We start from the raw sequence: 14,406 nt of genomic DNA on the forward strand, positions 1-14,406 counted from the left end.
AACGTAGCGGTTTCCCAGCATTCCGTAGCAGGTTCAGCAGGTTGCGTTCCAGTTACGTCCCAAGAACAGGTTGTATCGTTGAACGTCGCAGTTTCCCAACATTCCGTAGCAGGTTCAGCAGGCTGTGTTCCAGTTATATCCCAAGAACAGGTTGTATCATTGAACGTAGCGGTTTCCCAACATTCCGTAGCAGGTTCTGGATCTTGTGATCCTTGATTTTCCCACATACATGTAGTATCATTATATACAAAGTTATCCCAACAATTTACAGCTGTTGGTTCATCTTGTCTATTTACTGTTACTGTTGCAATACAGCTATCAGTTTGACCATCACCATCGGTTACTGTAAGTGTTACATCAACAGGTGTTCCAACATTACTACAATCAAATGTGTCTATATCAATACTGTAATTTGTAATAGCAACATCATCAGTAGATCCATTATTAACATCAGTAGCAACAATTGTTGCGTTTCCAGTTGCATCAAGTTGAATAGTTATGTTTTGACAAGCTGCAGTTGGTGGATTAGAAAGCTCTTGAATTTTAATGATTTTGAAATCGTCAAAATAAAAACCATCAAAATTTCTAGAATAGTTTTCTTGTTCTGGATTATTGTAGGCATCAGATCTGAATCTAAAACGGAAGCGGGCATTTTCTGCACCTAGTAAGAATGCATTGTTATTTTCATCAATCACGATTTCTTCCATGACCCAATTGTTAAAACGGTCACCATCGTAAATTTGTCCTGAACTTTGACTGTTTTGAAAATTTGTAGTTGAAGAACTGGTAGACCTATAAAAACCATCGTTGGTGGATGTAGAAGAATTAGGTTTTGTATATTTTCCACATATAGGATACCAGGTTGAACCATTTGTTGAACCCAATAATTCTATAAAATCATAATTACGTTCAATATCCCATTTGGCATAGAATTGTACCAAAATGCCATCCGCATCAGAAAGGTCGTATGTGCTGTTTGTAGTGGCAACACTTGTATTGTTATTGCTATAAGAAGACGATGAGGTGCTTCTTATGGAACGAGAACCGGACCAGCTGGATGACGTAGTAGCATTCCAACTTCCGGAAATGGACCAGTTGCTGGTTAGGTCAGTGTCTGGATTGTCTGAAAGTAATACTGTTGGTTGGTAGTATTTTTCAAAATTGGCTTCAAAAAAAACATTTCCAGCATTATCTTCCAAAGTCACTTTATATTCAATTTTTTCATTAGGTGAAATGCTTGGATTTAATTCCAATTGAGCTGTTACATTGCGCTGCTCGGTAACAGTCATACCAGTTTGGGTTGCTGGTGACGTAATTGATACAATATTTGATGAAATAGGAGTAACGGTCAGCTTAAAACTGCTAGCTGTTTGTCCTATTCTTTCAATACCAAATTTAAGGTTGGATGTTAATGTAGTAATGTCGCTTTGGGTCTGGTCGTGGAATTTTGCATATTTTCCACCATAGTAAGCATTCATTAAATTAATACGTACCATACGTTTGGCAATAGGTATGATATTGGAAATACTTGGCCAAAAACCACCTTCGCCATAACTGCCATTCTCAGGTGTAGTGGCCAGTATATGTTGCCCTGAACCAGAGGATCCATTGCCATCGGTAGCACCACCAATCATCCAGTCATCTGCAATACCATTGGCAGAAGACAATACCCTTGCACCATAAAGGTAACGGTTGTACCGTGTCATGTCTTCATGCCATTGATGCATTTCGTTTTCACGACCAGAAACATTTAAGTTTTGACCGCCATAAGGATGAGGGATAGCATTGGCGTAAGAATGTTGCCACACAGCAGTTTTAAAATTTCTTGCCAAGATAAAGTCCCTCATGATTTGGGTTTCAGGTTCAGAAAAAGCGGATGGACCTCTATAGGAATCACTTGTGGAAGTTCCAGAAGAACCAAAACCTGCACTTCCCCAAAAATAATTGAAGTTTCTATTAAGATCAACACCTCTGGAAGCATCAGTGGTTCCGCTATAAGGTCTTAGGTTTCTACGTTGCATACCACCTCCACTAGGATTTGTTAGCTGGTTCCATCGCAAACCATCCGGATTTACAACAGGTACAAAATAAAGTTCGTTATTGTCTACTAGGTTTTTAATAGCTGGATCTGTATTGTAATTTTCAAGAAGGTACCACATAAAATAAATATTTCCCATTAAACTGCTAAGTTCACGAGAATGTATCATGGAGGTGTAGAGTATTTGTGGTTTGCTGCCTTCAGGAGAAGCTTGATTTCCTGTTATTCTCACATAATAAATGGTTTGCGGACTGAATCGTCTACCTGCACTTCCGGTTCCATTGTAGGTAAGCCCATTATTGGTTATGGTACTACTAGGGTTTCCCCATGTTTTCTTACCAGTAGGGGAAGCATCTTGACGGGCTGAAATTAAATTTGGATAGAGATTATGCATATCGTCCAATGCATCCATAGTCTGCTCTAATGTCAAACAACCACCCATACTACCTGTGTCGAAGTTGTCTGGGACGTTCCAATCTATTTCATCACAGCCTTGATATTGTAAAAAGTTATCAATTATTGTACTTGAGATGGAAGCGCGTTGTGTGTTTTGGATGTTGATATATTTTTTTGCTTTTTCAATTTCCAAGAGTTGTTTTGCATGAGGTAGTTCTTTTTCAGCTCTTTCTCTGTAAAAAGTAGCCATGTCCTCAATAAGAACTCTATAAGAGATGCCTAAAACATCTAACCTTTTAATATCTTCATCATGGAGTTCAATTGTTAAACCATGGTCATGTAGTTTGGCGCCACACCTTAGATCAATACCTTCATTGGCTAATCTGTTAATGGTGTGTTGGTCTTTGTTCAATACTTCTATCCGTTTAAAATTTTGTGCTTGGATAAATTGTATTGTAGTTAGCAAGACAATGATACTTAATGCAGTAATTTTTTTCATTTTATTGGGATTTAATGAATTTGATGTGGCTAATATATATAAATATTTCAAAAAACATCTACAAAATGCAAAAAAATCCGATAAAATGAAAAAATGTAAGAAAATTACCAATATTATTATCATTAAAAATGAGCGTGTTTTTTGATCTCTAAAATATCCAAACAGACTTTTATTGAAGTTTTAATATTTTAGGTGTTTAAAAAGTATAAATAGGATAATAACCAATAAATAATTACCTTTAAAATCAACTTCTAATTAAAAACAAACCAATTATATGGATTCCTTACAGATGAAGCGTTTCTTACTATCAACAAGTCTTTTTCTTACTTTGATCTTTTCTGCTTTTGGACAATTATCCTCATTGCAAGTAGATAGCCTAGTTACAGATGCCATGGATAAGTTTAATGTGGCAGGTGTTGCTGTTGCCATTGTAAAAGATGGTGATATTATTCATGAAAAAGGATATGGCGTTCTTTCAAAACAAACAAACAAACCAGTAAACCAACACAGCAATTTTGCCATAGCCTCCAATAGTAAAGCCTTTACAACAACAGCTCTGGCACTTTTGGTGGAAGATGGAAAGATAAATTGGACAGATAAAGTAATAGACCACATTCCAGAATTTAAAATGTACAATGCCTACGTGACCGAGAATTTTAATATTCAAGATTTACTTACACATAGAAGCGGGCTTGGCTTGGGGGTTGGAGATTTAATGTTTTTTCCAGATGGATCTGATTTCACAATAAACGATTTGCTTTCCAGTTTTCAATATTTCAAGCCAGTTTCAGCGTTCAGGACTCAGTTTGATTATGATAACTTGTTGTATTTGGTAGCAGGAGAACTTATTGCCAGAAAAAGTGGGATGACTTGGGAAGCTTTTATCACAGAAAGGATTTTTAAGCCCTTGAACATGGATAATTCCTATGCTGCTCTCAACCTTATTGAAGATACAAGTAATTTGACCTTGCCACACAATACGGCAACTGGCGACTTTAAAGTGCTGCCAAATTTTCAAGAGATGATAAATGGCGCAGCTGGAGGCATTTATTCCAACGTAAATGATATGTCCCAGTGGATGCTGCTACATTTAAACCAAGGGAAATATGGCGAAAACCTGAACAAACAATTATTCTCTGTTGAAAGTCAGCATGAAATGTGGAAAATACATACCACTACAGATGTTAATAGAAATCCTAGGTATAACTCTCATTTTGCTGGATATGGTTTGGGGTGGGATTTAACAGATAAAAAGGGGAACATGGTTGTCTCTCACACAGGAGGGCTTCCAGGCATGTTAAGTAGAACCGTTTTAATACCAGATTTAAATGTTGGAGTGGTTGTGCTTACCAATACAGAACCAGGAGGTGCAGGTGTTTTTCTGGCAGTTTCCAGAACTATTGTAGATGGTTATTTAGGATTGGACGACTACCAATGGACCGAAAAATTTTATAACTATTTTAAGGAAAGCCAGGCAGAAGGGGATCTTATTACCAAGCAGGTCTGGGAAACGGTTCAAGCCAATAAAAAAGTAAAAATAAACGAAAAAGATTTTTTAGGCATATATAAGGATAATTGGTTTGGAAAGATGGAAGTGTTCAATAAAAACGGAAAGCTTTGGATTAAATCCTATCGATCTCCTAAGTTAAATGGCGAATTACAATATTATAAAGCGAATACCTTTGCTGTTAAATGGGAGTATCAAGATATGAATGCAGATGCTTTTGTTATGTTTTATTTAGACGAAAACGGCAAAGCGCAAAGCATTAAAATGAAAGGCATTTCGCCAAATATCGATTTTAGTTTCGATTTTCATGATTTAGATTTGCAACGTGTCAACAACAATTAATACCTACTACTAAGTACTTCAATTTATGGACTATATCTTAATCCTGGAAATAATTTATGTTATTGTTTTAATGTTGGTGAGCTATCGTGTAATTGAAGACACTCAAAACACAACAAAAGCCTTAGCCTATTTATTGCTGGTAATCTTTGTTCCCATTGTAGGGATTTTAATTTACTTTTCTTTTGGAGTGAATTATCGCATCCGGAAAATGTACGATAAAAAATTAAAAACCAATGAAAACATTCAGATAAACCTGGAAAAAGAGCTCATTTCATATTCCAAAGGTGTTTTAAAAGAAGGGGATGAAGCAGTTCAAGAAAACAAAAAATTGGTAAACCTTATTTTAAAAGATAATTTAAGCCCTTTAACAAACAATAACAACGTAAAATTGCTTATCAATGGTGAAGAAAAATTCCCAGATGTCCTGGAATGCATTGCAAAAGCCAAAGAGCACATCCATATAGAATATTATATTTTTGAAGATGATAACATTGGAGTTCAAATTATTGATCTGCTCTTAAAAAAAGTATCTGAAGGTGTTGAGGTAAGGTTTATTTATGACGATTTCGGGAGTCGTTCCATTAGAAAAAAACAAGTAAAAAGGTTGCGTGAAGGTGGTGTTAAAGTGTTTCCTTTTTACAAAATAAAACTTATTGCCTTTGCCAATAGAATCAATTATAGAAATCACAGAAAAATCATCATTATAGATGGACACACATCGTTTGTGGGAGGAATCAATGTTAGCGATAGATACATTAATACAGAGCCTAACAAAAACAAAGTGTATTGGAGGGATACCCATTTAAAAATTGAAGGACCAGCCACCTGGTATTTACAGTACCTGTTTTTATGCGATTGGAATTTTTGCGCACAAGACCACATGGAAATCAATAGCAAATTCTTTCCAGATTATCAATCATTTCAATGTCAACAAGATAAATATGTCCAAATAACTGCCAGTGGACCAGATTCCGATGTGCCAACCATTAAATTTGCATTGTTGCAAGCCATTAATTTAGCAGAAAAGGAAGTGCTTATTACCACACCTTACTTTATACCAAGCAAAAGCATCATGGACGCTTTGCTTATTGCTGCAAAAAGTGGTGTAAAGGTAAAATTGATAGTCCCAAACAATTCAGATTCTAAATTGGTTAATGCTGCTGCTTGTTCCTATTATTTGGACTTGTTAAAATCTGGTGTGGAAATTTATCGTTATACCAAAGGATTTGTACATGCAAAAACCATGGTTATTGATAATGAAATAGCCGTTGTTGGAACAGCAAATATGGATGTTAGGAGTTTTGATCTGAATTTTGAGGTTGGTGCCATTGTTTATGATGAAGAAATAGCTGAAGAATTAAAAACTACCTTTTATAAAGATGTGGAAGACACTTCGCAACTGGATTTAATAGAGTGGGAAAAAAGACCGGCAGTTTACAGGTTCTTGGATAAATTGGCCAGATTGTTTTCCCCAATTCTATAGCGTTCTGGAACAAAGTTTCCAATTATTGCCTTAACCAGTTACAGGTACATTCCTGCCTGGCATTGCTTTATTGCAGATGGATTGCTGCCATTATGTGGAATTCTTCGCGTTTAATTTTAAATTATATCTTTTCTTTTGCATAATTTTGCGCACTCAAAAAATAGAACATGATTTCAGTAGATGCGTTAGCAGTAGAATTTAGTGGACAAACCTTGTTTAAAGATGTGTCTTTTGTTGTAAATGAAAATGACAAGATTGCCTTAATGGGCAAAAATGGTGCTGGAAAATCAACCATGATGAAAATTATTGCAGGCGAACAAAAACCTACTCGTGGTCATGTTAGGTTTCCAAAAGATGCTGTAATTGCCTATTTGCCACAACATTTATTGACCGAAGATAAGTGTACTGTTTTTGAAGAAGCTTCCAAAGCGTTCAAGCATATTTTTGAGATGCGAGATGAAATGGAAAAATTAAATAAGGCTTTGGAAACCAGAACGGATTATGAATCGGATGAATACATGTGCATTATTGAAAAGGTGTCCGATTTAGGTGAAAAATACTACGCTCTAGAAGATGTCAATTACGATGCCGAAGTGGAAAAAGCACTTAGGGGTTTGGGTTTTAAACGTGAAGACTTGCATCGATTGACCAGTGAATTCAGTGGTGGTTGGCGCATGAGAATAGAGCTGGCAAAAATCCTTCTTCAAAAACCAGATTTAATCCTTTTGGACGAGCCTACCAACCATATCGATATTGAATCGGTAATCTGGTTGGAAGATTTTTTAATCAACAAAGCCAAAGCTGTTATGGTAATTTCACATGACAAAGCATTTATTGATAATATTACCAACAGGACCATTGAGGTAACCATGGGTCGCATTTATGATTACAAAGCCAATTATTCGCATTACTTGCAGTTACGTGAAGAGCGAAGAGCCAATCAAATAAAAGCTTATCAAGAACAGCAAAAGTTTATTGCAGATAATATGGCTTTTATTGAGCGCTTTAAAGGGACTTATTCAAAAACCAATCAAGTGAGTTCCAGGGAGCGTATGTTGGAAAAGCTTGAGATTATTGAAATTGATGAAATAGATACGTCGTCTTTAAAACTGCGTTTTCCACCATCCATACGTTCGGGAGATTATCCTGTATCAGTTCAGGATTTAAGTAAATCCTATGGAAATCATGTGGTGTTTAAAAATGCCAACATGTCCATTTCCAGAGGTGAAAAAGTATGTTTTGTTGGACGGAATGGCGAAGGTAAATCTACCATGATTAAAGCCATTATGGGAGAAATTGAGGTTCAAGGTAAATGTAGTTTGGGACACAACGTTAAGGTAGGTTACTTTGCACAAAACCAAGCCTCTTTATTGGTTGAGAATTTAACTGTGTTCCAAACAGTTGATGAGGTTGCAGAAGGAGATGTTAGAACCCAGATAAAAAATATTTTGGGTCGTTTTATGTTTGGAGGAGACGATATAGACAAGAAAGTAAGTGTGCTTTCTGGAGGGGAAAAAACCAGATTGGCAATGGTAAAATTGCTTTTAGAGCCAGTAAACTTGCTTATTTTGGATGAACCTACAAACCATTTGGATTTAAAATCCAAGGATGTTTTAAAAGAAGCCTTATTAGCCTTCGATGGAACTTTAATTTTGGTATCTCACGATAGGGATTTTCTGCAAGGCTTGTCGCAAAAGGTGTTCGAGTTTAAAGACCAAAGAGTTATAGAGCATTTTGAAACAATTGATGCATTTTTGATTAGAAACAGAATGGAAAATTTAAAACAAATAGATTTAAAAAACTAAAATGCTTAATTCCAACTAAGCCTAGAAAATGAACACTGTAGCAGCATTCTTGCTCATCATTAAAAACTTCAATTTAATAGTTGTTAATAACCTACTTTATTGACTTATGGGTTTGGAATTTGAAATTTCATTGGTCATTGTAAACTTGTCCTCTATGAGGTTTTAAAGCATCGCGAATGGGCTTCATATCTGCTTCATCAACAACCATATACGCTATGGCATGCATGTCGTTCAACACTTCACAGCCAGTAATGTTCAATGGCAATTGTTTTGCTGTAATATACTCCTTTAAATGTATGTTATGGTGTTCGGCTGTTGTGGCAGCATCGGGACCTTTAAAGTCCCAAATCAATTTAAGTTTTCTCATGTGATACGGAAATTCCTTTTTCTGCAAAATTCTTAAAATCTTGCATGTATTGTTTCGATTGTTTTTTAAAAGTTCCAGGCATAAGTAAGGTCATCATTCTTAGCATAAAACTGGATGGGATAAATTCGCTTATGCTTGTCCATTTAGTATGCCCTTCGGGTGTTTCTTCAAAATAATTCTCTTGAATGTTTTGCATGCCTTTCGCATCATACATCATATGGAATTCATAAGGCAATTTTTTGTGGGTAATGGTTTCAACCAATTCCATTTGCCTTTTGCCCATTTGGTATTTCAATTTCATTTTAGATCCAATGTCTCCCGGAGTTCCATGAATAAATTCATGACCTAACAAACCTCTTTGCCAATGCTTCATGTTTTCAGCGTGGTTTAATTTTTTAATAAAATCGTTTAATGGAATATGGACAACAATTTCAGTGGTATATTTCATGACAATTTCATTTTAGGATATTAAAGATACGATATTTTAATTTTTAAAAACAGATAAATACAAGATACTAAAAAACTTTCAAAACCGTTTGTTAATGCAGCTTGTTATATAGCTTAATATTACTACTTTTGCAATCGTATCAAAATAAAAAACAACATGAATAAATATTTTTTAATTGCAGTTTTTTCTTTGTGTTTTTTCGCAAGCAATGCTCAAAACCCAAACGATGAAGTGCTGTTTACTGTTGAAAACGATCCTGTATATGTTTCTGAGTTTATAAGGGTTTTCAATAAAAACATCGATTTGGTGAAAGACGAGTCACAAAAAGATGTGGACGAATATTTAAAATTGTTTATCAATTATAAACTTAAATTAAAAGAAGCTGAAGCTTTGGGCTTGGACAAGAAACCGTCTTACTTAAACGAACTTTCAAGTTACAAATCGCAATTGGCAAGTAACTATTTAACAGACTCCAAAGTAACAGACGAACTGATAGAGGAAGCTTACAAAAGAATGACCACCGAAGTGGATGCAAGCCATATTCTTATTCGATTAGATGATAACCCAACCCCAGAAGACACCTTGCAAGCTTACAATAAGTTGCTGAAATTGCGCGATAGAGTGATGCAAGAAGGTTTTGAAACAGTTAAAAAAGACATCCATAACGGAAAAACCGTTTATGCCGAAGATTTAGGCTATTTTTCAGCATTTAAAATGGTGTACAATTTTGAAACAGCTGCATATAACACACCAGTAGGCGAGGTGTCCATGCCATTTAAAACCAGATTTGGGTATCATATTGTTTGGGTTAAGGACAAAAGGGAGTCACGTGGAGAACGAACAGTGGCACACATCATGATTAGCAACCAAAAAAAAGATAGGCCTCACGATAAGCCAGAATCCAGAATTAACGATATTTATTTAAAACTGCAGCAAGGTGAAGATTTTGAAGCTTTGGCCAAACAGTTTTCCGAAGACCAAAGTTCAGCAAGCAAAGGTGGAATGTTGGCTCCATTTACCGGAGGACAATTGAGTTCTGTTGAATTTGAAAACCAGGCATTTGCCCTGGAACATGTTGGAGATATATCAAAACCTTTTGAAACCGAATATGGTTGGCACATTATTAAGCTTTATGGAAAAAAACCGGTTGCATCTTTTGAAGACATGAAAGCTGAACTTGAAGAGAAAGTTAAAAGGGATTCCCGTTCGCAATTAATTAACGAGTCGTTATTGAACAACCTAAAACAACAATACCAAGTAAGTGATGCAACACCAGATTTAAGCTATTTTGAATCCATATTAAATGACAATTACTTTATTGGAAAATGGGTGCTTCCAACAGATTTTAAAGCTCAAGAACCATTAATCAAAATTCAGGAGAAGCAAATAGTTTATGAGGACTTTGGCCAGTATTTAGTAAAAAACCAAAGACGCCAAATGCCAAAAATGAGCATAAAAACCCTAGTGGTTAACAGCTACCATGCGTTTTTGGAAAACGAATTGCTGCAATATAAAAAAGAGAGATTGGAAGTGGAAAACCAAGATTACGCCAATATTGTTGAAGAATATAGGGATGGTTTGTTGTTGTTCGATTTAATGGAAACCGAAATATGGAACGCAGCTAAAAAAGATTCTGTAGGTTTGCAAACGTATTACAACAAACATAAGGACAATTACTTTTGGAATCAAAGAGTGGATGCAGTGGTAGCTTCTTCGGCAAAAAAAACCACTATTAAAAAAGTTCAAAAATTACTGCAAAAAAATCAAACACCAGAACAAATTAAAGCAGCCTTAAATTCAGAAAGTGAAATAGATGTTATCTTCACATCAGGAATCATGGATGCACAACATCAATCTTTACCAGCAGATTTTAAATTTAAAACAGGTGTTTCAGACATATACAAATTTAACGAAGGATATATTGTAGCCAATGTAAAAGAAGTGCTGCCAAAAGAAACAAAGAGTTTCGAAGAGGCTAAAGGTGCCGTTATTAGTGATTTCCAAAACCATAAAGAAGCCAATTGGATCTTGAGCTTGGAAGAAAAATACCAGGTAAATGTAAACCAAGATGTGCTTGAAAGCGTAAAAAAACAATTAAACAAATAATCTATTGAGATTAACAACCAAGATATTATTTATACTTGCTTTAACCTGGCTGTTGCAGTCCTGCGATTTTTTTAAAGAAACAGACGACCGAAAAGCGATTGCAAGGGTAAACGACACTTATTTATACGAGGAAGACATTCAGTCTTTGCTTAAAGAAGGCATGTCATCTCAAGACAGTGCTGTGGTTGTTACAAATTTCATAAATCGTTGGGCAACCGAGCAGTTGTTGGTAAGTGGAGCCAAGCGCAACCTTACCGAAGCCAAACAGGAAGCATTCAATAAATTGGCCATGGAATATAAAAACGATCTGTATTCCAAAGCTTATTTGGAAGCTTTGGTGGCCAAAAACATTGATACTGTGGTGAGCATAGAGGAAATGGAAGCCTATTATAACGATAACAAACAGGTGTTTGTTTTAAATGAAGACCTAATAAAACTAAGATATATTAACATAGACGAAAACCGATTGGATTTAAAGGATGTGGAAACCAAATTCAAGCGTTTTAACGAGACAGATAAAAAAGAGCTGGATTCCATTTCCATTCAGTTTAAATCTTTTTCATTAAAAGATTCTGTTTGGGTAAAAGCCGACCAAGTGGTAGATAAAATCCCTCCAATTACCAGTGAAAACAGAAACGAACTGTTAAAAAAATCTAATTTTATACAACTCAAAGACTCATTAGGATTATATTTGGTGCATATTAACGATGTGTTACTTAGAAATAGCACAGCACCACTGGAATATGTTAAACCAACAATAGATAAAATTGTTATCAACAAACGAAAGTTAGAACTCATTAGGGAATTAGAAAAAGACATTACTAAAGATGCTATTAAAAATAAAAAATTTGAAATCTACAATTAAATTCAACCAGTATGTACTAATAGGTTTGTTCTGTTTAGTATCACAATTCGTTTCTGCACAGATCATTATTGAAGATGAAGAAGAAGCCCAAGTTGTTAAAACAGATTCTGTAGATAGAACATCCTCAAGAAAAATTGATGGTGTTGCAGCTGTAGTTGGAGATTACATCATTTTAGATTCAGACATCGATAATACCATCCTTCAGCTTAAAGCACAAGGAGCTTCTATGGAAGGTGTTACCAGATGCCAATTGTTTGGTAAATTACTGGAAGACAAATTGTATGCACATCATGCCATACAAGATAGTATTGTTGTATCAGATGCGGAAATTCGTTCAGCTGTAGATTATCAATTGCAACAGTTTTTGGCACAATCTGGGAAAACCATGGAAGAACTTATAGCCTTTTATAACAAAGAAGACGAAAAAAGCTTTAGGGATGAAATGTTTGAAATCAATAAGAGCAATAAGTTGGCAAGCGAAATGCAAAAGAAAATTATTGAAGAAGTGGAAGTGACTCCAGAAGAGGTAAGACAGTTCTTTAATAAAATTCCAGAAGATGAAAGACCAACCTTTGGTACCGAATTGAAAGTAGCTCAAATTGTTATTGAGCCAAAAGCTTCTCCTGAGAATGTTCAAAAAGCCATAGACCAGCTAAACCAATTTAGAGCCGATGTCTTGGAAAATGGAGCAAGTTTCCGTTCTAAAGTTGTATTGTATACAGACGATAAAGAATCTATTAAAACAGGAGGACTCTATACCTTATACAGAAAAAAACCAAGAATGGTAAAAGAGTTTAGGGATGTTGCCTTTGCCATGCAAGAAGGTGAAATATCCGAGCCCTTTGAGACAGAGTTTGGTTGGCATATCATTTATTTGGAAAAAATTAGAGGTCAAGAATACGATGTACGTCATATTTTATTGATTCCAGAAGTATCTCAAGAAGCCGTAAACGAAGCAAAAGCCAAAATAGAAAACATCAGGGAACGTATCATTGCTGGAGATATATCGTTTGAAGATGCGGCAAGGGAATCCAGTGATGAAAAAGAGACCAAGAGCGAAGGAGGTTATTTAATCAATCCAGCGACACAGGATTACAATTTTGAACTTACCAGAATGGATCCAGAACTTTATGGTCAAATTCAGGATTTGGAAGAAGATGAAGTAAGTTTAATTGTAACCGAAAGAGGTAGAACAGGCAATATTAAGTTTAAAATCATGAAAGTAAGCGATCGTGTGGACGAACACGTTGCTGACTATTCCAAAGATTACTTAAAAATAAAAGAACTAGCTTTAAATGAAAAGAGGTTTAAAGTAATAGAAGAATGGCAAGACGAAAAAATCATGGAAACCTATATTAAAATTAATGGCGAACATAGGGATTGCGAATTTTCTAGTAACTGGTTAAAAAAATAAATATGTCCGACGTAGCTAAAGTAGAAGCCTTAGTAAAAAAATATCATGCCCTAAAATCAGAAATCGCCAAAGTTATAGTTGGTCAAGATCAAGTGGTTAGCCAGATATTGATTTCTATATTTTCTGGAGGCCACGCACTTTTGATAGGTGTACCAGGATTGGCAAAAACCTTAATGGTCAATACCATTGCCCAAACCCTGGGATTGGATTTTAAACGCATTCAATTTACACCAGATTTAATGCCCAGTGATATCCTGGGAAGTGAAATCCTAGATGAAAACAGACATTTTAAATTTATAAAAGGACCTATTTTTGCTAACATTATTTTGGCAGACGAGATTAACAGAACACCACCTAAAACCCAAGCAGCTTTATTGGAGGCCATGCAAGAGCGTTCGGTGACTGTGGCAGGACATAATTATAAGTTGGATTTGCCTTATTTTGTATTGGCAACCCAAAACCCAATAGAACAAGAAGGAACGTATCCATTACCAGAAGCTCAGCTGGATCGTTTTATGTTTGCCATTAATTTAGATTACCCAACCTTTGATGAAGAAGTGCAAGTGGTAAAAGCTACCACTACAGATGTACAGGCTACCGTAAATTCGCTGTTTTCTGCCCAAGAAATTATAGATATCCAGCATGTTATAAGACGTATGCCAGTGGCAGACAACGTTATTGAATATGCGGTGAAAATGGTTGCTAAAACCAGGCCAAATGGAGCTTCTCCTTCAGAGTTGGTTAAAACTTACATAGATTGGGGAGCAGGTCCAAGAGCCTCCCAAAATTTAATACTTGCAGCCAAAACACATGCTGCCATACATGGTAAATTTTCCCCAGATATTGAAAATGTTCAAGCTGTTGCCGAAAGTATTTTAAGACATCGAATCATAAAAAACTACAAAGCCGAAGCCGAAGGTATTTCAGAAGAGCAAATCATTAAAAGCTTATTTTAATACAGTTTTTTTAAGCTGAATTTTTAAAAAATTCATTTTTATTTGTCTTCAAACAAAAATTTACATTTTGTTAATTTATTATTTTAAGCAATGATAAATTATGAAAAACTTAAAATATTAAACAAAAAAAGAACATTTTTTGAATTATATTCAGTTTTTTCTTCATTTTGTTACATATTT

At 35.3% G+C, this 14,406-nt stretch carries 10 protein-coding genes; 7 read left to right on the plus strand and 3 right to left on the minus strand.

Going from position 1 to position 14,406, the window contains the following annotated elements:
- Positions 1 to 2,933, minus strand: a 2,933-nt coding sequence (locus tag D778_RS12825; RefSeq protein WP_040492499.1) for a M14 family zinc carboxypeptidase, incomplete at its 3' end; no start/stop codon positions are given.
- A 274-nt stretch (positions 2,934 to 3,207) separates the two neighbouring features.
- Between D778_RS12825 and D778_RS12830 the strand changes: the two genes are divergently transcribed.
- The 3 genes from D778_RS12830 (at position 3,208) to D778_RS12840 (ending at position 8,070) form a co-directional block, all read left to right on the plus strand.
- Positions 3,208 to 4,782 (plus strand): serine hydrolase, encoded by a 1,575-nt coding sequence (locus D778_RS12830; RefSeq protein ID WP_007651423.1) that lies wholly within the window; start codon positions 3,208 to 3,210, stop codon positions 4,780 to 4,782.
- Positions 4,783 to 4,807: 25 nt separating this feature from the next.
- A complete protein-coding gene (cls, locus tag D778_RS12835) occupies positions 4,808 to 6,265 on the plus strand; it encodes a cardiolipin synthase (protein WP_007651427.1) in 1,458 nt (485 codons plus the stop codon).
- Positions 6,266 to 6,432: 167 nt separating this feature from the next.
- The gene (locus tag D778_RS12840) at positions 6,433 to 8,070 is read left to right on the plus strand and encodes an ABC-F family ATP-binding cassette domain-containing protein (RefSeq protein ID WP_007651429.1); all 1,638 of its coding nucleotides are present in this window, start codon (positions 6,433 to 6,435) and stop codon (positions 8,068 to 8,070) included.
- A 127-nt stretch (positions 8,071 to 8,197) separates the two neighbouring features.
- On the opposite strand, the gene D778_RS12845 is transcribed toward D778_RS12840, so the two are convergent.
- Positions 8,198 to 8,437 carry a hypothetical protein gene (locus D778_RS12845; protein WP_040492501.1) on the minus strand — a complete coding sequence of 80 codons (240 nt, stop codon included), beginning with the start codon at positions 8,435 to 8,437 and terminating at the stop codon, positions 8,198 to 8,200.
- Positions 8,424 to 8,885 (minus strand): SRPBCC family protein, encoded by a 462-nt coding sequence (locus tag D778_RS12850; RefSeq protein WP_007651434.1) that lies wholly within the window; start codon positions 8,883 to 8,885, stop codon positions 8,424 to 8,426. Before D778_RS12850 ends, D778_RS12845 begins: the two co-directional genes overlap by 14 nt.
- Before the next feature lie 156 nt (positions 8,886 to 9,041).
- On the opposite strand from D778_RS12850, the gene D778_RS12855 reads away from it, so the two are divergent.
- The 4 genes from D778_RS12855 to D778_RS12870 are packed head-to-tail and all read left to right on the plus strand — an operon-like array spanning position 9,042 to position 14,226.
- On the plus strand, positions 9,042 to 10,991 hold the full coding sequence (locus D778_RS12855; protein ID WP_007651436.1) for a peptidylprolyl isomerase: 1,950 nt from the start codon (positions 9,042 to 9,044) through the stop codon (positions 10,989 to 10,991).
- 4 nt (positions 10,992 to 10,995) lie between these two features.
- The gene (locus tag D778_RS12860; protein WP_007651437.1) at positions 10,996 to 11,856 is read left to right on the plus strand and encodes a peptidylprolyl isomerase; all 861 of its coding nucleotides are present in this window, start codon (positions 10,996 to 10,998) and stop codon (positions 11,854 to 11,856) included.
- Positions 11,819 to 13,270 (plus strand): peptidylprolyl isomerase, encoded by a 1,452-nt coding sequence (locus tag D778_RS12865; RefSeq protein ID WP_040492503.1) that lies wholly within the window; start codon positions 11,819 to 11,821, stop codon positions 13,268 to 13,270. Before D778_RS12860 ends, D778_RS12865 begins: the two co-directional genes overlap by 38 nt.
- Before the next feature lie 2 nt (positions 13,271 to 13,272).
- A complete protein-coding gene (locus D778_RS12870; RefSeq protein WP_007651441.1) occupies positions 13,273 to 14,226 on the plus strand; it encodes an AAA family ATPase in 954 nt (317 codons plus the stop codon).
- Positions 14,227 to 14,406: the final 180 nt, after the last annotated feature.

Origin of the sequence: Xanthomarina gelatinilytica (assembly GCF_000348685.1) — a bacterium.
GTDB classification, from domain to species: Bacteria; Bacteroidota; Bacteroidia; order Flavobacteriales; family Flavobacteriaceae; genus Xanthomarina; species Xanthomarina gelatinilytica.

What these genes read in the sequence shown, in the direction of transcription:
- D778_RS12870 (WP_007651441.1), top strand. Translation starts at nt 13,273, where the DNA reads ATGTCCGACGTAGCTAAAGTAGAAGCCTTAGTAAAAAAATATCATGCC.
- D778_RS12840 (WP_007651429.1), top strand. Translation starts at nt 6,433, where the DNA reads ATGATTTCAGTAGATGCGTTAGCAGTAGAATTTAGTGGACAAACCTTG.
- D778_RS12850 (WP_007651434.1), bottom strand. Translation starts at nt 8,885, where the DNA reads ATGAAATATACCACTGAAATTGTTGTCCATATTCCATTAAACGATTTT.
- D778_RS12855 (WP_007651436.1), top strand. Translation starts at nt 9,042, where the DNA reads ATGAATAAATATTTTTTAATTGCAGTTTTTTCTTTGTGTTTTTTCGCA.
- D778_RS12845 (WP_040492501.1), bottom strand. Translation starts at nt 8,437, where the DNA reads ATGAGAAAACTTAAATTGATTTGGGACTTTAAAGGTCCCGATGCTGCC.
- D778_RS12865 (WP_040492503.1), top strand. Translation starts at nt 11,819, where the DNA reads ATGCTATTAAAAATAAAAAATTTGAAATCTACAATTAAATTCAACCAG.
- cls (WP_007651427.1), top strand. Translation starts at nt 4,808, where the DNA reads ATGGACTATATCTTAATCCTGGAAATAATTTATGTTATTGTTTTAATG.
- D778_RS12830 (WP_007651423.1), top strand. Translation starts at nt 3,208, where the DNA reads ATGGATTCCTTACAGATGAAGCGTTTCTTACTATCAACAAGTCTTTTT.